General features: G+C 65.4%; 16 protein-coding genes and 1 pseudogene. 11 read left to right on the top strand and 6 right to left on the bottom strand.

From position 1 onward, the window contains the following. Positions 1-153 precede the first annotated feature (153 nt). From hrcA to cysK, 5 genes are all read left to right on the top strand, one after another. A complete protein-coding gene (gene hrcA, locus FJW05_RS15095; protein ID WP_140633394.1) occupies positions 154-1236 on the top strand; it encodes a heat-inducible transcriptional repressor HrcA in 1083 nt (360 codons plus the stop codon). A 71-nt stretch (positions 1237-1307) separates the two neighbouring features. Next, positions 1308-1505 carry a hypothetical protein gene (locus FJW05_RS15090; RefSeq protein ID WP_140633392.1) on the top strand — a complete coding sequence of 66 codons (198 nt, stop codon included), beginning with the start codon at positions 1308-1310 and terminating at the stop codon, positions 1503-1505. Between the two features lie 132 nt (positions 1506-1637). Then, positions 1638-2978 carry a sorbosone dehydrogenase family protein gene (locus FJW05_RS15085; protein WP_140633389.1) on the top strand — a complete coding sequence of 447 codons (1341 nt, stop codon included), beginning with the start codon at positions 1638-1640 and terminating at the stop codon, positions 2976-2978. A gap of 471 nt (positions 2979-3449) precedes the next feature. Next, complete coding sequence (locus FJW05_RS15080; protein WP_140633387.1) at positions 3450-4067, top strand: LysE family translocator; 618 nt, start codon at positions 3450-3452, stop codon at positions 4065-4067. A 188-nt stretch (positions 4068-4255) separates the two neighbouring features. Continuing rightward, positions 4256-5236, top strand: coding sequence for a cysteine synthase A (gene cysK, locus FJW05_RS15075; protein ID WP_140633385.1), 981 nt, complete (start codon positions 4256-4258; stop codon positions 5234-5236). A gap of 656 nt (positions 5237-5892) precedes the next feature. On the opposite strand, the gene FJW05_RS15070 is transcribed toward cysK, so the two are convergent. After that, a complete protein-coding gene (locus tag FJW05_RS15070; RefSeq protein WP_140633788.1) occupies positions 5893-7140 on the bottom strand; it encodes an RNA polymerase sigma factor in 1248 nt (415 codons plus the stop codon). 10 nt (positions 7141-7150) lie between these two features. After that, on the bottom strand, positions 7151-7519 hold the full coding sequence (locus FJW05_RS15065; RefSeq protein WP_140545776.1) for a YciI family protein: 369 nt from the start codon (positions 7517-7519) through the stop codon (positions 7151-7153). Between the two features lie 258 nt (positions 7520-7777). Between FJW05_RS15065 and FJW05_RS15060 the strand changes: the two genes are divergently transcribed. The 3 genes from FJW05_RS15060 to FJW05_RS15050 all read left to right on the top strand — a co-directional run bounded on the left by FJW05_RS15060 (position 7778) and on the right by FJW05_RS15050 (position 11439). Beyond that, on the top strand, positions 7778-8737 hold the full coding sequence (locus FJW05_RS15060) for a TAXI family TRAP transporter solute-binding subunit (protein ID WP_140633382.1): 960 nt from the start codon (positions 7778-7780) through the stop codon (positions 8735-8737). 231 nt (positions 8738-8968) lie between these two features. Then, a complete protein-coding gene (locus FJW05_RS15055; RefSeq protein WP_140633380.1) occupies positions 8969-11065 on the top strand; it encodes a TRAP transporter permease in 2097 nt (698 codons plus the stop codon). After that, positions 11062-11439, top strand: coding sequence for a DUF1850 domain-containing protein (locus tag FJW05_RS15050; RefSeq protein ID WP_140633377.1), 378 nt, complete (start codon positions 11062-11064; stop codon positions 11437-11439). Before FJW05_RS15055 ends, FJW05_RS15050 begins: the two co-directional genes overlap by 4 nt. 44 nt (positions 11440-11483) lie before the next feature. On the opposite strand, the pseudogene FJW05_RS15045 reads toward FJW05_RS15050, so the two are convergent. The 4 genes and pseudogenes from FJW05_RS15045 to FJW05_RS15035 all read right to left on the bottom strand — a co-directional run. Further along, positions 11484-13076 (bottom strand): annotated as a pseudogene (locus FJW05_RS15045) (DUF4166 domain-containing protein); the annotation flags it as partial. Between the two features lie 29 nt (positions 13077-13105). Then, positions 13106-13552, bottom strand: a complete 447-nt coding sequence (locus FJW05_RS15040) for a thiol-disulfide oxidoreductase DCC family protein (RefSeq protein ID WP_140633374.1) — start codon at positions 13550-13552, stop codon at positions 13106-13108. Between the two features lie 68 nt (positions 13553-13620). Continuing rightward, positions 13621-13746, bottom strand: coding sequence for a hypothetical protein (locus tag FJW05_RS27925; RefSeq protein ID WP_281405778.1), 126 nt, complete (start codon positions 13744-13746; stop codon positions 13621-13623). Positions 13747-13748: 2 nt separating this feature from the next. Continuing rightward, positions 13749-13895, bottom strand: coding sequence for a hypothetical protein (locus FJW05_RS15035; protein WP_140545780.1), 147 nt, complete (start codon positions 13893-13895; stop codon positions 13749-13751). 399 nt (positions 13896-14294) lie between these two features. Between FJW05_RS15035 and FJW05_RS15030 the strand changes: the two genes are divergently transcribed. The 3 genes from FJW05_RS15030 (at position 14295) to ligD (ending at position 18263) form a co-directional block, all read left to right on the top strand. Beyond that, a complete protein-coding gene (locus FJW05_RS15030; RefSeq protein ID WP_140545781.1) occupies positions 14295-14801 on the top strand; it encodes a ferritin-like domain-containing protein in 507 nt (168 codons plus the stop codon). 81 nt (positions 14802-14882) lie between these two features. Continuing rightward, positions 14883-15749: a Ku protein gene (locus FJW05_RS15025; protein WP_140633371.1), complete on the top strand. Its 867-nt coding sequence runs from the start codon at positions 14883-14885 to the stop codon at positions 15747-15749. A gap of 12 nt (positions 15750-15761) precedes the next feature. Further along, positions 15762-18263, top strand: a complete 2502-nt coding sequence (ligD, locus tag FJW05_RS15020) for a DNA ligase D (RefSeq protein WP_140633368.1) — start codon at positions 15762-15764, stop codon at positions 18261-18263. The last annotated feature ends 77 nt before the right edge of the window (positions 18264-18340 follow it).

The following is an 18340-nucleotide window of genomic DNA, read 5'->3' as shown; positions in this document are numbered from 1 at the left end:
TTCTTTCTGGTCGTTTCCGGAATCGTGGCCGGCTTGTAGACGTATGCGCAGCATGGCGCAAAGGAAAACGAGGTCGCGTGACCGCAAACGCGGCACCGGGTTGCGCCGCCGTAGCTTAAGTCTATATCTTTCGGAAGGAGGTTTCTCGCCGGAATGAACAAACCAGTCGATCCGACGTCGCAGTCGCCGGTACTTCAGTCACTCGACATGCGCTCGCGCGATATCTTCCGGCGGATTGTCGATTCCTACCTGCGCGACGGCGAGCCGGTCGGCTCGCGCAGCCTGTCGCGCATCCTGCCCTCCTCGCTGTCACCCGCCACCATCCGCAACGTGATGAGCGACCTCGAGCATCTGGGGCTGATCTACGCGCCGCATATTTCCGCCGGGCGGCTGCCGACGCAGACCGGGCTGCGCTTTTTCGTCGACGCTTTCATGGAGCTGGGCGACCTTTCCGACGACGAGCGCCGCACCATCGAGGCGCAGGTGCGCGCCTCCGGCTCGGGCGCGACGCTGGAGCATATGCTGACCGAGGCCAGCCAGATGCTGTCGGGCATGTCGCGCGGCGCCGGCCTCGTGCTCGCCTCCAAGCACGAGGTGGCGCTGAAGCACATCGAATTCATCCAGCTCGAGCCCGCAAAGGCGCTCGCCGTGCTGGTGTCGCAAAACGGCGACGTCGAGAACCGCGTCGTCGACCTGCCGGCCGGCACCACCGTGTCGCAGCTGCACGAGGCGTCCAATTTCCTCAACGCCCATATCCGTGGCCGAACACTGGCCGAGGCGCGCGCGGAAATCGCCCGCATCAAGGACGAGACCAGGGCGGCCCTCGACACGTTGTCGCAGGATCTGGTCGAGAAAGGCCTCGCGGTCTGGGCCGGCGCCGAAAGCGGCCTGCCGGCGCGCCTGATCGTGCGCGGCCGCGCCAACCTCCTGGAAAACGTCACCGCCCAGGCGGACATCGAATTGCTTCGCCATCTGTTCGAGGATTTGGAAACCCAGGACGGACTGCTGCAGCTGCTTGATCTTGCCGAGGAAGGGCCGGGCGTGCGCATCTTCATCGGCTCGGAGAACAAGCTGTTTTCGCTGTCCGGCTCCTCGCTGGTCGTCGCCCCCTATCGCGACAAGGACGCCCGCGTCATCGGCGCGCTTGGCGTCATCGGGCCGACCCGGCTGAACTACGCCCGTATCGTGCCAATGGTCGACTATACGGCACAGCTGATTTCGCGCATGCTTCGTTAGGTGTATCGATATTCAGGTGAGGCCGGCCTGACCTGAACCTCGACACAGCTAAGGGTGCAAAGGAGAAAAACATGGCGCTGGAATCGCTCAAGGCCCAGATCAGCCTGCTGCTCGAGGAGATGGTGAACCAGCCCGAGGACGAGCACGAGATCCAGGAGCAGCTGCGCGAGAAGCTAAGGGAAATGCGCGCCATGGGCCTGCCCTTGCCGGCTGATCTCGTCGAGTTAGAAAAGCGCCTCGACGACGATCTGGATGCCGAAGAGACCTGAGGCCGGCGCTCCGTCAAATCGGCTTGCGCACGCTTCTCTTTTTGATCGTTTGCCCAATATGTCCTATCTCTGCGCGCCCGATCGTTTGAGGCGCCCGGAGACAGGACATGTTGACAGACGACGGAGGACAGCATGATGCGGATCGCCGGCCTTGCGGGCCTCGCGCTGGTTTTTGCCACGGCTGCCTTTGCGCAGCAGGCGGATCAGCCCTTGCTCAGCGGCGAAAAAGCTTTCGGGGACTGGAAAGCCGACCGTCCGGGCGTGCGCCGGCTGCTGAAACCTGAGGATTTGCCGAAACCCGATATGACGGAGTCCGCGTCCAATGGCGGCGGCGTCACCGAGCGCCCCGAGGACGCAAAGCCGAAGCTTCCGCCCGGCTTTTCAGCCGAGCTGATCGCTTCCGGCGTCGACAGTCCCCGCGTCTTGCGCGTGGCGCCGAACGGCGACCTCTTCGTCGCCGACAGCCGGGCGAACCAGGTGCGAGTCTATCGCCTCGCGGAAGGCAGCGCCAAGCCCGCGCAGAAATCGATCTTCGCCAAGGGCCTGACCCGGCCCTACGGCATCGCCTTCTACCCGCCGGGCGACAAGCCGCAATGGGTCTATGTCGCCAACAGCAACAGCGTCGTCCGCTTCCCGTATCGCGACGGTGACCTGGAGGCGTCCGGCAAACCGGAAACCGTCGTTGCCAAAGTCCCCGCCAGCCATCACTGGACGCGCGACATCGCCTTCTCGCCCGACGGCAAGACGCTCTATCTGTCGGTCGGTTCCGGCTCCAATATCGCCGAGGATATGGGCGCGAAGCCGAAGGGCGGTGTCGAGGCGTGGGCGAAATCGCAGCCGCTCGGCGAGGCCTGGGGTCCGGAACAGGGCCGCGCCGACGTGCTGGCCTTCGACCCCGACGGCAACAACCGCAGGACCGTCGCCACCGGCCTGCGCAATTGTTCCGGCATGACCGTGCAGCCGGCGACAGGCGCGCTCTGGTGCGTGGTGAATGAACGCGACGAGCTCGGCGACAACACCCCATTCGAATTTGCCACCGCCGTGAAGGAAGGCGCCTTCTATGGCTGGCCCTGGTACTATATCGGCGACAATGAGGATCCGCGCCACAAGGGCACGCGCCCCGATCTCGCCGGCAAGGTCACGGTTCCGGATGTGCTGGTGCAGGCGCATTCGGCGCCGCTCAACATCGCCTTCTATGATGGCGCCAACTTCCCGGCCGATTTTAAGGGCGACGCCTTCGTCACTCTGCACGGCTCGTGGAACCGCAATGTCCGCACCGGCTACAAGGTGGTGCGGCTGAGGTTCAAGGATGGCAAGCCGACCGGCGAATATGAGGACTTCGCCACCGGCTTCGTCATATCCGACGACGCGGTCTGGGGCCGGCCGGTCGGCGTCGCCGTCGCCAAGGACGGCGCGCTGATCATGACCGAGGACGGCAACGGGACGATTTGGCGTATTACGTATGGTGGGTAGCTGTTCGACATAGGGGTTTTAGAAGGTGCCGTTTGTCGATGGACAAGGCTTTACCCGTTCATTTCTATGAAATCAGCGCAAACGTTGGCAACTAGCGGAAGCCTTCCCAACCTCGTCATTCCAGGGCGTAGCAGCCGCGCAGCGGCGTCGCGGAGACCCTGGAATCCATTCCGTGACCCTGATCATAGAACGCAGCGGAGCAGAATTCTGCACCGTTGCTACGCTTCGAGGTCACGGAATGGATCCTCGGGTCTGCGCGCGTCGCTTCGCTCCTTGCTCCGCCCGTGGATGACGAGGCCGGGCCGTTTCGGCCAATCTCCAAAGTGTTCGGACTGCCAACAAGGGAACGCGCACTCCGTCGAGCTGGCGTAACGAATCCCGCCGCGAGGGAATTACCAGTGGCCGGGCGTCATGATAAAAGCCCCGCTCCTCATCGATCCCTTCGGGGAATCATACGCTAGGCCAGAACCAATGACACTCACCGGATTTCTCGCTTACAGCGCCGCGCTCGGCGTTGCCGCCGCCATTCCGGGCCCCGGCGTTACGGCGCTTGTCGCCCGCGCGCTCGGCTCCGGCTTCCGGTCCTCGCTTGCCATGTCATTCGGCCTGATGCTCGGCGACCTCACCTATCTCACCGCCGTCGTGCTCGGGCTCGCCTTCGTCGCGCAGACCTTCGGCATGGTCTTCCTCGCCATCAAATGGGCCGGCGTTGCATATCTCGCCTTCCTTGCCTGGCGCTTCTGGACCAGCGGCATCACGCCCGAAAACATCGAGGCGCGGAAGGCCAAGGGCGGGCTGGTGTCGAGCTTCATCGCCGGGCTGACGGTGACGCTCGGCAATCCCAAGACGATGATCTTCTATCTCGCCATCACGCCGACCATCGTCGACCTCAAGACCATCACGCTTGCCGACTACGCCATCCTTGCGATGCTCACCGTGGCGGTTCTGTTCGTGGTGCTGGTGCCTTATCTGGCTTTGGCCGCCAAGGCGCGCTGGTTCCTGAAATCGCCGCGCGCGCTGAAGGTGCTGAACCGCACCGCCGCCGGCTTCATGATGGGCGCGGCTGCCGCCATAGCGGCGCGTCAATAGGTTCCGATCTCAACCGATCCCGGATTCGGCCAAACTATTCCTGAAACCCGGCGTGGCGGAAAATGCATTTCCGGCCGCGGGTGCTTTTGAGCAACCGCCCCACTCGGATATTTTCCAGCCTCAGCCTATCTTGCGCGGCTGAAAGCCTTATTCTGTTCGCCTGTGCCATTGCCTTGGGAGCGAAACCAATGAACAAGCCCGTCACCTCCGCGCGCGTGCCCGGCCGCGGCCGCGTCTTCAACTCGATCACGGAGACGATTGGCGACACGCCGCTGGTCAGGCTGGACAAGTTCGCCAAGGAGAAGGGCATCGTCGCCAATCTTCTGGCCAAGCTCGAATTCTTCAACCCGATCGCCTCCGTCAAGGACCGCATCGGCGTCGCCATGATCGAGGCGCTGGAGGAAGCCGGCAAGATTTCGCCCGGCAAGACCACGCTGATCGAGCCGACTTCCGGCAACACCGGCATCGCGCTCGCCTTCGCCGCCGCCGCCAAGGGCTACAAGCTGATCCTCACCATGCCGGAGACGATGTCGGTCGAGCGCCGCAAGATGCTGGCGCTGCTCGGCGCCGAGCTGGTGCTGACCGAAGGCCCGAAAGGCATGAAAGGCGCGATCGCCAAGGCCGACGAACTCGCCGCCACGCTGCCCAACGCCATCATCCCGCAGCAGTTCGAGAATCCCGCCAATCCCGAAATCCACCGCCGCACCACGGCGGAGGAAATCTGGAACGACACCAATGGCGAGGTCGACATCTTCGTTGCCGGCATCGGCACCGGCGGCACCATCACCGGCGTCGGCCAGGTGCTGAAGAAGCGCAAGCCTTCGCTGCAGGTCGTGGCAGTCGAGCCGGAGGCCTCGCCGGTTCTGTCGGGCGGCCAGCCCGGCCCGCACAAGATCCAGGGGATTGGCGCCGGCTTCGCGCCGAAAATCCTCGATACCTCGATCTATGACGAGGTCGTCAGGGTCTCGAACGAGGATTCGGTCGCCAATGCCCGCCTCGTCGCCCGTCTCGAGGGCGTGCCGGTCGGCATCTCGTCGGGCGCAGCACTCCAGGCGGCAATCGTCGTCGGCTCGCGGCCGGAGAACAAGGGCAAGACCCTCGTCGTCGTCATCCCCTCCTTCGCCGAGCGCTATCTCTCGACCATCCTGTTCGACGGGCTGGGGGCTTAGGCGCTTCAACGCCCCCACGGTCGTCATCCACGGGCGGAGCAAGGAGCGTAGCGACGCGCGCAGACCCGAGGATCCATTCCGCGACTTCCGAGCGCTGCTACGGTGCAGATTGTGCCCTGTTGCGTTCTTCGATCAGGTCACAGGATTCGAGGGTCTCCGCGACGCCGCTTCGCGGCTGCTCCGCCCTGGAATGACGAGGCTGGGAGGCTTCGGACAATCCCCAGCGTTCGCGCCGATTTCACGGAACTGGAAGAATTAGGCTATTCCAGCAATTGCTCTAGTTCTCCGACACAGGGATTTTGAAAGGTTGTCGTTTGTCTTGGTGCAAGATTTTCCGTTCATTTCCGTGAAACCAGCACAAACCGCCGGGGATTGGTTGAAGCCGCCCCAACCTCGTCATTCTATGGCGGAGCAAGGAGCGCAGCGACGCGCGCAGACCATAGAATCCATTCCGTGACTTGGAAGCGCCGCTTCGGTGCAGAATTTTGCTCCGTTGCATTCCTTGGCGAAGGCAACGGCATGGATTCCAGGGTCTTCGCGACGGAGCTTCGCTCCTGCTCCGCCCTGGAATGACGATCGCGATGGCGTTTCGGCAATCTCCACGCATGCCACCAACGCAAACAGAGCCGACCGGTCAAAATCCCTGTGCAGTGCCACTAGTTCCCGAAAAGCTTCGCCTTCTCGCCCTGCAGGAAACGCCGCAGCGCGGCGTCGCGCTCGAGGCCGATCGCCCGGTCATAGGATTCCGCCGCCTGCTTGGTGTTGCCGAGTCTCGCCAACAGCCCGGCGCGGGCGGCCCAATAGGGCTGGTAGTCCTGCAGCCGCTTGTCGTCGCCCAGCACGTAAAGCGCCGCCAGGCCGGCCGTAGCGCCCTCGGTTTCGGCGATCGCCACCGCGCGGTTGATCGCCACCACGGGCGAGCCGGCCACGGCCTGCAGCGCGTCATACAGCTGGCGGATCGCCGCCCAGTCGGTGCCGCTGCCGCGCCGGCGTGCCGTATGGGCGGACTGCACGGCGGCCTCCAGCTGGTAGCGGCCGATGATGCCCCTTTGCGCGGCGCGCACCAGCAAGGCTTCCGCCTCGTCGATCAGGCTGTCGTCCCAGAGCGCGATGTCCTGCTCGGCTAAAGGCACGAAGTCGCCCTGCGGGTCGCGCCTTGCCGAGCGGCGCGCCTCGGCGAACAGCATCAGCGCCAGCAAGCCGAGCGCCTCCGGCTCGTCCGGCATCAGCGAGGCGACCAGCCGTCCGAGCCAGATCCCTTCGGCGGCGAGATTGCGCCGCCGGCTGTCGGTGCCGGTCGGATCCGACCAGCCTTCGGCGAAGGTGGCGTAGATCGCCTCCAGCACCGCGCCCAGCCGCTCGCCCAGCTCCGCCTGCTCCGGCACGCGAAATGGAATCCCGGTCTCGCGGATGCGCGCCTTGGCCCGCACCAGCCGCTGGCCCATCGTCGCCAGCGAAACCAGGAAGGCCGAGGCGATCGTCGCGGCGTCGAAACCGAGGATCGTCTGCAGGATCAGCGGCGCGCGCACGCTGGCCTCGATCGCCGGATGGGCGCAGGCGAACATCAGCCGCAGCCGGTCGTCGGGCAGGTCTTCGCCGCGCACGCGCGCCTCCATCTCCTCGGCGATCAGCTTCAGGTGGTCGCGCGCCGCCTCGCCGGTCAGACGCCGCCGCACGGCGTCCACGTCGCGCCGCCGCGCCACGGCGAGCAGCCAGGCTTCGGGCTGCGCCGGCACGCCGGTTCGCGGCCAGCGTTCGAGCGCGGCGGCGAAGGCATCGGCCAGCGCGTCCTCGGCGCCGGCGACGTCGCGCGTGCGCGCCGCCAGCCAGGCGACCAGCTTGCCGTAGCTGCGCCGGGCGGCCGCTTCGGCGGCCGCCCGCGCGATCTGCGAGCGATCATACATCATGAGGTCGCTATGCGGCGGCTACGTATTCGGCCATTTCCCAGATCGGCCGCAGCTCGACTGTGCCGGTGCTGGACGCGGGGCAGCGCGCGGCCCATTCGATGGCCGTGTCGATGTCGGCCGCCTCGATCATATAGAAGCCGGCCAGTTGCTCCTTGGTGTCGGCATAGGGGCCGTCGAGCACGTTGGTCTTGCCGTTCGCCATCCGCACCGCGGTGGCCGCCTGCGTCGGGCGCAGCCGCTCGCCGGCGATGTACGCGCCAGATTTCTTCAGCGCCTCGGTATAGGCGCCATAGGCCGCGAGCACCTGCTGGGTCTGCTCCTTCGGCACGTTCGCCATCGCGGCCTCGTCATTGTAGATCAAAAGCATGTAACGCATGGATGTTCTCCCGTTTTCTTGAAGGCCGCATCGTCGCGTGCCGACCTATGTCGTGCGGCATCGACCGATTTCGACAGGCGTCTTGAAAATCTTTCGCCCCCAAAGCCATCAAGCGCAAGCCGTCGCCTTTCGCCATCGCTCAACCATTGGTCTAACGCACGCAATTGCGGGTTGGCATTTGCCTTCCGCCGTCTAAACTCGTCGCGGGCTCGCCAGGAGGGGCGGATTGCGGGCCGGCATTTCAGGGAGGAAATCGCGATGTTCAATTTCAGGACCAAGTCCATTGCCGCCGGCGCGCTGGCCTTGTCGCTCGGCCTTGGCGCCGTATCGGCCGGGGCGCAGGAATTCATCAATGTGCTCACCGGCGGCACGTCGGGCGTCTACTATCCGCTCGGGGTCGCTCTGTCCGAGATTTACGGCAAGGGCATCGAAGGCGCCCGCACCCAGGTTCAGGCGACCAAGGCTTCGGTCGAGAACCTCAACCTGCTGCAGCAGGGCAAGGGCGAGATCGCCTTTGCGCTCGGCGATTCGGTCAAGATGGCCGCCGAAGGCAACACGGAGGCCGGCTTCCCGGGCAAGCTCGACAAGCTGCGCGGCATTGCCGCGATCTATCCCAATTACATCCAGATCGTCGCCAGCCAGGAATCCGGCATCAAGACGCTCGCCGACCTCAAGGGCAAGAGCCTGTCGGTCGGCGCGCCCGCCTCCGGCACCGAGCTCAACGCGCGCGCCATCTTCGCCGCCGCCGGTCTCAAATACGAGGATCTCGGACGGGTCGAATACCTGCCCTTCGCCGAGTCGGTCGAGCTGATCAAGAACCGCCAGCTCGACGCCACCTTGCAGTCGGCCGGCCTCGGCGTCGCTTCCATCCGCGATCTCGCCACCTCGGTTCCCATCAACGTCGTCGCCGTACCTGCCGAGGACGTCGCCAAGATCGGCGCGCCCTATCTTTCCGTGGTTATCCCGAAAGGCACCTATGAAGGCCAGACGCAGGATGTCGCGACCGCCGCGGTCGGCAATTTCCTGATTACCCGCGCCGACGTCTCCGACGAGACCGCCTATCAGATGACCAAGCTGCTGTTCGAGCATCTCGACCAGCTGGTGGCCGCCCATGCCGCCGCCAAGGCGATCGATCCGGCCAAGGCGCTGGACGGCATGCCAGTGGCGCTGCATCCCGGCGCGGAGAAATATTACAGGGAAAAAGGGCTGCTGAAGTAGGCTTCCTCCATCGAGCAAGGGCTATCACATAGCGCAGCGCCAGCCCCCTCATCCGGCCGCTTCGCGGCCACCTTCTCCCCGTCGGGGAGAAGAGACTGGCGCCCAACGCCGACCGCCTCCTCTCCCCTCGGGAGAGGTCAGCCGAGCGAAGCGGAGGCTGGGTGAGGGGGAGCGCCATACCCGGTTTCTCTCTTCTCATCCGAGACGGTATTGCCCGCCAGGAATCCGCCAATGACCGATACCCCCATCGTTCTTTCCCCCACCGCCGAGGAACAGGTCGAAGGTCTGCCGCCCGGTTTTGGCGAAGGCCTCGCCGGCAAGGCGGCCTTCCTCATCGCGGTCGCCTTTTCGGTCTTCCAGATCTACATCGCCGCCTATGGCAGCCTGCCCAGCCAGGTGGTGCGCGCCATGCATGTCGGCTTCCTGCTGCTGCTCGGTTTCGGCCTGATCGCCAATCTGCGTGCCAGGAGCGCCGCCGCGAAAGCCGTGTTCTGGACGCTCGGCGTGCTGGGATTCGCGACCGGCCTCTACAACTGGGTCTTCTATGCCGACCTCATCCGCCGCTCCGGCTTCCTCACCACGCCGGACCTGATCGTCGGCACGCTGCTGGTGGTGCTGGTCTTCGAGGCGGCGCGGCGGCTGATGGGCCTGCCGCTGGCGGTCATCGCCTTCATCTTCCTCGCCTATTGCTTCGTCGGCAATCATTTGCCGCCGCCCTTCATCCATCGCGGCTATGATTTCGCGCAGCTTGTCGACACCTTCGCCTTTGGCACCGAAGGCATATACGGCACGCCGGTCTATGTCTCGGCCGCCTATATCTTCATCTTCGTCGTCTTTGCCGCCTTCCTCGAACGGGCGGGCATGATCGCGCTGTTCAACGATTTCGCGCTCGGCCTCGTCGGCTCGTGGCGCGGCGGCCCGGCCCAGGTCTGCGTACTGTCCTCGGCGCTGATGGGCACCATCTCCGGTTCGGGCGTCGCCAATGTCGTCGCCAGCGGCCAGTTCACCATCCCGCTGATGAAGCGCTTCGGTTTCCGCTCCGCCTTCGCCGGCGCGGTCGAGGCGACCTCCTCGATGGGCGGCCAGATCATGCCGCCGGTGATGGGAGCCGTCGCCTTCATCATGGCCGAGACGCTGAACATCCCTTACGCCGAGGTGGTCAAGGCGGCGATCATCCCGGCGCTGCTCTATTTCGGCGCCTGCTTCTGGCAGGTGCATCTGGAAGCCGGCAAGGCCGGGCTGCACGGCATGGCCAAGGCGGAGCTGCCCAATCCCTGGGAAGCGGTGAGGAAGCACTGGCCGCTTGTGCTGCCGCTCGCGGTGCTGGTCTATCTGCTGTTTGCCGGCTACACGCCGATCTTCGCCGGCACGATGGGCCTCGCGCTGACCGTCGTGCTCATCCTCGGCACGCCGCTGGCAGCCTTGATCGGGCCGTTCGCCTTTCGCCTCGTTTTCTGGCTGGCGCTCGGTCTTGCGGCGGCATCCTTCATGCGCTTCGGCGTCAATGTGCTGAGCCTCGTCATCGCAGCGCTCGTCATTGCCTGCTTCGCCTTCAAGGGCGGGCGCGAGACGCTGCGCATTTGCGTCGATTCGCTCGCCGAAGGAGCGAGGAATGCCCTGCCCGTCGGCATCGCCTGCGCCATCGTCGGCATCGTCATCGGCACGCTGACGCTCACCGGCATCGCCTCCACCTTCATCGGCTGGATCATCTCGATCGGCCAGAACAATCTATTCCTGTCGCTGGTGTTGACGATGCTCACCTGCCTGGTTCTCGGCATGGGCATTCCGACCATCCCGAACTACATCATCACCTCCTCGCTTGCCGGCCCGGCGCTGCTGTCGCTGGGCGTGCCGCTGGTGGTCAGCCACATGTTCGTCTTCTATTTCGGCATCATGGCGGACCTGACCCCGCCAGTGGCGCTCGCCGCCTTTGCCGCAGCACCGATGGCCAAGGAAAGCGGCCTCAAGATCGGCATCCAGGCGACCAAGCTCGCCATTGCCGGCTTCGTCGTGCCGTTCATGGCCGTCTACACGCCGGCCCTGATGCTGCAGGACGCCGGCCCGATCGCGGCGTCGTTCGGCTATCCCGTCGAGGTCGGCTATATCGTCGTCAAAGCCTGCATGGGCATCGTGCTCTGGGGCGCCGCCGCCGTCGGCTTCCTCGCCCGCCGCGTGGCCTGGTGGGAGCGTCTCGTCGCGTTCTGCGCCGGCCTGCTGCTGGTGGCCGCATTGCCGCTCACCGACGAGACCGGCTGGGCGCTGGCGCTGGTCTGGATCGGCTGGCACTGGTGGCGCGCCCGCCGGCTGTCCACGGCCGGGACCACATGAGCCTGTGTGTCCTCGCCGCCGGCAAGACGGTGACGCTTGCCGTCGCCGCCTTCACGCTGTCTTGGACGCATTCGGTGGAACGGACGCGCTGGCAGGAGGATTGGAAAGTGTCGCCGGCCGGGCTGCAGGTCGTCGAGGCGCGGGTCAAGGGCTCCGGCGCCGGCATGGAGCCGCCGGAGGGCTCGGTGCTGCGCAGCGGCTGGTGGGTCTATGCGCCACGGATCGGACCCCAACCGCGCCTGGTGCTCGCAGCGTCCGGCGCCACCGGGAAGGGTTGGACGCTGTGCACGGCCGCCGGCTGCCGCGAACTGGGCGAGACGGCCGACGAACCCACCGTGCTCGAACCGTGCGACGGTTCGAGCCAGCCGCGGTAGCGCACGATCAGCCCAGTCGCCGGATGCGATATCTCGACATGGAAGCGGAAGCGGCCGTCCTCGACGGTTTCATATGCGTTCGAGCGCGGGCAAAGCCACATCGGCAATGGCAGGCCGAGAAAACTCCAGCGGCGCAGCACGAGCGACAGGCGGTTCTCGCCGGGAACCAGCGCCATGGCGAAGACGAGCGGGCCGAAACGCTCGCAAAGCAGCCGCTCCGAGCCGCCACGCCCCGCGAACTGCCGGCTCGAAAAACCATGCTTTGCGAAAGTCCGCGTCCAGGTCTCGCCTTGCCCGTCGGTAACGAAACGCACCTTGACGGGGACATCGGCCGCGCCAGGCGGGAAGCCGGCCATGCGCGCAGCAAGCCGGCTAAGCATGCCGCCGCCGCGTTCGATGCTGGCGCGTCCATCCGCCATCGCCGCTCCCTCATGCATCGCACGGACTTCAGCCGGTAGCCTCGTCCAGGCATCGCCGAGCAGGCCGGGATAGAGCGCCTTCCCCTGGCCGGTGTCGTCCCTGACGCCGGTGTGGATTGTCTTGCCGGCAAAGAGCGCCTCATAATCATCCAGCTCGACGTCTCGCACCGCCGCCCGCGCGCCCGGCCCGGGCATGCGGCCGTCGAGCGCCTTGCGGACGATCGCCTCGATCGCCATGGACGGGATCAGCGGCCCGTCATCGCCCTCGGCCAACAGGTGCCAGGATCGTTTGTTTGGTCTGCCCTCTGCGTCCACGCCATCGACCTCGACGAACATGCCGCCGCGATGCTCGCCCCAAGACAGCCGGTTGGTCGCCCAATGCATCAGCGGCGCCAGCGGCGACAGCGACCGCACCAAGCCGGCGCGGACCAGCCAGGCAAGGCCGATCAGCGCCCGGTGCAGCACCTCGGGTACCGGGCCGGCGCCCATCCAGATCGTCTTCGCTTCCGGCCACAATGCCTGCAGCGCGCGCAAATCCGGCACGTCGACCAGCGATAACAGCGTGTTTCTCACCGGCACGCGCCCGGGCGGCGCGATCGTATAGCGCATCTGCTCGGTGAGCGGGTAGCCTTCGGTCTGCCTGCCGTCGCGCAAAAGCCGCACCGGCCGGCCGGCATAGCTTGCAATGGCGCGGATGACGTTCTCGCCGACGCCGGCGAAGGGCGACGGCGCGATGCCGCCGCGGATGCCGTCTACACGCGCCATGCCGGCCGAAAGGCGCCGCACGACCGCCGCCGTCAGCACCGGAAAGCTCGACACGCCGGAGAGCACCATCACGCCGGCTGCCTTGGCCGCCGCGTCGAAAGTGGATACCCCGGCGACGAAGTCCGAACCGTCGGCAAGATCGAGATAATGGGTACGCGCACCGATACAGGCTTCGACCAGCCGGTAGCGCCCCTCGCCATAGGCCTGGAACGGACCGCTGGCGTCGACGACGATGTCGGAAAACATGCCGGCGAGTTGCACGCCAAGGTCGCCGCCGCGGTCGAATGCCGCCGGCACGAGCCTGGCCTTGGTCGCGCCCCGGCCTTTGCAGTAAGCCTCGGCCCTGGCGAGCGACCGGCCGGCGACGATGAGCTCGAGGCGCGGCTGGTTCTCCAGCAATTGGACGATGCGTCCGCCGAAGGTGCCGTAGCCGCCGACGATGAGAAGCTTCATGCCTTGCCCCCAAGCCTCCGTAACCGCCGTCAGCCGATCAATCGCTCCCGCAACTCGGCCGAAGGTATCGCGCAACTGTCTTTCCGGCCGAACAGCGCGTAGCGGTTCTTGGCAACGCGGTCGTAGAGCCAGTCGCGCAGCGGCCGCGGCAGGATGAGCAGCGCCTTCGCGGCGCGCCATGGCCAGCCGAGCGCGGCCATGACCGCGACGAAGCTGTCGAGCTTCGTGAAGGCCGCGCCCTCGATGATGGCGAGGTTGCTGTCGTAGTCGTCGGTCGGCAGGCCGTGCTCGCGAAACAGCGCCTCGCCGAGCGGCGACTGCGCCGTAGCAAAGCGGAAACGTTGTTTCCGGTCGAGCTTGAGGATGAGCTGGACAAAGCCCGAGCAGAACACGCAAACGCCGTCGAAGACGATCAGCGGCTGGCGGGCGTCATAGGCCTGGCGCGGCAAGGTGGGACGTTCGGGCAGGTCGGTCATGGCGGCCCCGGCTGCTTGTGACCCTGGACACTAACCTAGGGGAGACACTAAGCCAGCCGGCGGCGGCGTCAAAGTCGCGGCGTTGTCGCACGCCAGTTGGCGGCGAGCACAAGGCGCTCGGCGCGATAGGTGGTGGCGCGCTGGTCGGCGGCCGGCCTGCAGATGCGGCCGTGGCGGGCACGTTCGCGGGTCATGATCAGTTCGCGCCGACGCCCAGCGAGTTGCCGCGGCGCGCGCAGGCCGGGCCTGGGCCGCGCATGTAATAGCGCTCCGGCCGATAGGTCGGCGCGACGAATTCGCGAATGGCGGCGGCGTAGCCGGCGATGTGATTCCAGAAGTTCATTTTACCTGGTCCCTGTCCGCTTTCGGATGTCCCGTCCGAATTGTTCGAGAGCATAGCGTTGAGGCGTGAATAGTCCGTGAACGTGATGTTAATTTCTGGTCCGAAACACGTTGCTTCGTGGCTGGATTGCGGCTGATTCGCGGTCTTTCGGTGCCTTTCGTCGCGTTTCCGGCTCGTGTGACTTTTGCATCACATATGTTTCGTTCCGATGTCGCTTGCGCGCGCATCTGTTTCACGTTCGGCCAGTGGCAGGGGAATTTCCTTTCGCGCGCCTGGGCGGGCAGGAACCTGCCCCGGAAGAGGACGTTGACCCCGCAAGGCCGGGGCGAACCCGGCCAAGTTGACGGCTGCCCTGCCGCGCAACTTCCCGACAATGCGAAACATGGAAAGGCAACCGCCATGGGCTTCTTTTCGAAAGACATCAAGACGCTGGACGACCTCTTCATCCACACGCTGCGCGACATCTATTATGCCGAGAAGCAGATCGAGAAATCGCTGCCGAAGATGATCGACAAGGCGACCGATCCGCAATTGAAGGCCGGCTTCGAGAAGCATCTCGCGCAGACCAAGGGCCACATCGAGCGGGTCGAGCAAGTGTTCGAGTTGCACGGCGTCAAGGCCAAGACCGTCAATTGCCCGGCCATCGACGGCATCCTCGCGGAGGCCGACGAAGTCAGCGGCGATGTCGACGACAAGGAGGTTCTGGACGCCGCGCTGATCGCCTCCGCCCAGGCCGTCGAGCACTATGAGATAACGCGCTACGGCACGCTGATCGCCTGGGCCAGGCAGCTCGGCCGCAGCGACTGCGCCAACGTGCTGGCCAAGAACCTCAAGGAAGAAGAGGCGACGGACCGCAAGCTCACCGAGATCGCCGAGAGCAAGGTCAACCTGCAGGCCGCCGAATAGCAGGCTGCGTGGCCAGCCCTCCCGGAACCCAAGCGAACCCCTGTCCGTTGCGATTGAAACCGCATCGCGCAGGAGTTCGCAATGGCACCACGCCCGGCTTGGAAGGGCTATCTCAAACTGTCGCTGGTCACATGCGCCATCGAGCTCACCAACGTCGTGACCCATGCCGAGAAGGTCGCTTTCCGCATCCTCAACCGCAAGACCGGCAACACCGTCAAGCGCATCTATGTCGATGCGGGCACCGGCAAGCCGCTTGAGGAGGGCGACGAGATCAAGGGCTATGAGGTGAGCGACGGCGACTTCGTCCATATCGAGGAGGACGAGATCGAGGCGGTGCAGATCGAATCCTCGCACACGATGAGCCTCGACGGCTTCGTCGAGAAATCCTCGATCGAGCAGATCTACCTCGACACGCCCTACTATGTTTCCCCGGCGGACGAGGTGTCGCAAGAAGCCTTCGCCGTCATCCGCGACGCGATGGCGGCCAGGAAGATGGCAGGGCTTGCGCGCATCGTGCTTTATCGGCGCGAGCGCCCGGTGGCGATCGAGCCGCTCGGCAAGGGCATGGTGCTGACCACCTTGCGCTACGACGACACGGTGCGCCGGCCGGCGACGGTGTTCGAGGACATCGCAGCGGCGAAGACCGACAAGGAGATGATCGACTTGGCCCAGCACATCATCGACGGCAAGAAGACGAAGTTCGACCCGTCGAAATTCGACGACCGCTACGAGGAGGCGCTGCTCGAGCTGATCCGCGCCAAGAAGGCGGGCAAGACGGCGCCCAAGGCCAAGGCGCAGCCAAAGCCGTCCAACGTGGTCAACCTGTTCGATGCGTTGAAGAAGAGCCTGAACGCGGAAGGCGGCGGCGGCAAAGCCGGCAAGGCCACAGCGAAAGCGGCGGCCGGGAAAAGCAAGAGCAAGGCCGCGCCAAAACGCAAATCCGCATAGGAGGGTGGCGGCATGGCCGGCCTCGAGCAGTATCACGCCAAGCGCGATTTCAAGAAGACCGCCGAGCCGGCCGGCAAGGTCGGCAGGCAAAAGCAAGGCGGCGGCATCTTCGTCGTCCAGAAGCATGCCGCCACGCGGCTCCACTATGATTTCCGGCTTGAGCATGACGGCGTCTTGTGGAGCTGGGCGGTGACGCGCGGCCCGAGCCTCGATCCGCACGAGAAGCGGCTGGCCGTGCATGTCGAGGATCACCCGATCGACTACGCGTCCTTCGAAGGCACCATTCCGAAGGGCCAATATGGCGGCGGCTCGGTCATCGTCTGGGACGAAGGCAAGTGGACGCCGGATGGCGATCCGGCCAAGGGCATCAAGAAGGGCCATATCGACTTCGAGCTCGAGGGCCACAAGCTCAACGGCCGCTGGCATCTGGTCAGGCTGCGGCCCCGCCCGGGCGAGACGCGCGACAACTGGCTGCTGATCAAATCCGACGATGCCGCCGCCCGGCCCGGCAAGGACGTTCTCGAGGAGAAACCGAAATCGGTGAAGTCGGGCCTGACTATCGAGGAGGTGGGCGAAGGCAAGGCCGCCAGGGGCGAGAAGCCGAAAGTCTGGCAATCCAACAGGCCGGCTGCCGCCAAGACCAAGGCCGGGCCTAGCAAGCGTCTCGAATTCATCGAGCCGCAGCTCGCGACGCTGGAAAAGGATGCGCCCGCCGGCGAGGACTGGCTTCACGAAGTCAAATTCGACGGCTACCGCATGCAGGCGCAGATCGCCGGCAGCGAGGTCAGGCTGCTCACCCGCGCCGGTCTCGACTGGACGGACAAATTCGATGGTCCGGTCACCGGCGCGCTTGCCAGGCTGAAATGCCGCGACGCCATCATCGACGGCGAGATCGTGGTTTTGGCCGACAGCGGCGTGTCGTCCTTCCCCTTGCTGCAGGCGGATCTGTCGGCCCGCCGCGCCGACCGCTTCGTCTACTATGTCTTCGACCTGATGCGGCTCGACGGCAAGGACCTGCGCCGCGAACCTTTGGTCGAACGCAAGCAGGCCCTGGCAGAGCTGCTGGGCCAGCAGCCCGAACATTCGGCGCTGCGCTTCAGCGACCATTTCCACGAGCCGGGCAAGGTCATGCTGCAGCATGTCTGCCGCATGGGCCTGGAAGGCGTGGTGTCGAAACGCGCCGACGCGCCCTACCGCAGCGGGCGGGGGCTCTCCTGGATCAAATCCAAATGCACGCTGCGCCAGGAATTCGTCATCGGCGGCTATCTGCCCTCGGACAAGACCGGGCGCGGCCTGCGCTCGCTGCTGGTCGGGTTCAACGAAGGCGGCAAGCTGCACTATGCCGGCCGTGTCGGCACCGGCTTTTCCGGCAAGGTGATGACCGATTTGAAGAAGAAGCTCGACGGCCTCAAGGCGACGGCCTCGCCGTTCTCGGGCGCCGTGCCCAAGGGCAAGGGCCTCACCTTCGTCAAGCCGGAACTTGTCGGCGAAGTGGAGTTCCGCAGCTGGACTTCCGACCGTATAATCCGCCACGCCTCGTTCCAGGGGTTGCGCGAGGACAAACCGGCGGAGGAAGTCGTGCAGGAACAGCCGAAGAAGGTCGAAACCGGGGCGAAGCCGGGTACAGAGACCGCGCCGAAACCCTCGGCCGGAACGGCGAAGACCTCGATCAAGCTCTCGCATCCCGACAAGCTGCTATGGCCCGACGAAAAGGTTTCCAAGCGGGACCTGCTCGATCACTACGCGCTGGTCTGGCCGCGCATGGCAGAATTCGTCGTCAACCGGCCGCTGAGCCTGGTGCGGGCGCCGGACGGCATCCACGGCCAGCGCTTCTTCCAAAAACACGCCTCGCCCGGCATGAGCGACAAGATCGCCAGGATGAAGGATCCGACCGACGGCGAGGAGATACTGTTCATCAAGGATTTCGACGGGCTGGCCGCGCTTGTCCAGTACGGCGTGGTCGAGGTCCATATCTGGGGCTCGACGATCGACGAGCTGGAAAAGCCGGACCAGATCATCTTCGATCTCGATCCGGACGAAGGCGTCGATGTCGGCCGCGTGCGCGAGGCGGCGCTCGACATCCACAAGCAGCTCGACGAGCTGTCGCTGCCGAACCTGGTCAAGACCTCGGGCGGCAAGGGCTACCACGTGCTGGTGCCGCTGAAGCCGTCGGCGGAGTGGGACGAGGTCAAGGATTTCGCGCATGATTTCGCCCGCGCGCTCGAGCAGGCCGCGCCCGACCGCTACACGGCGACGTTGTCGAAGAAGGCGCGCACCGGCAAGATCTTCGTCGACTATCTTCGCAACGGCAGGGGCTCGACCACGGTCGCGCCCTATTCCTCGCGCGCCAAGAAGGGCGCGACAGTGTCGATGCCGGCGACCTGGCCGGAGATAAAGAAGGGGCTCGCGCCGAATGCCTTCCCGCTTGGCGATAAGACGACGCTGAACGAGCTGAAGAAGGCCGATCCGTGGAAGGAGTTCTTCAAGCTGGGGAAGCCACTGAAAAGGGGGTGAGCCTGTGCGGAAGAAGCCCACGTCGTGATCCTTCGCGCCCCCCTCTGGCCTGCCGGCCATCTCCCCCTAGGGGGAGA

Origin of the sequence: Mesorhizobium sp. B2-9-1, from assembly GCF_006439455.1 — a bacterium.
Taxonomy (GTDB): Bacteria; Pseudomonadota; Alphaproteobacteria; order Rhizobiales; family Rhizobiaceae; genus Mesorhizobium.
Note: the sequence above shows the minus strand (reverse complement) of the source record. Positions and strands in the feature narration are given on the sequence as shown.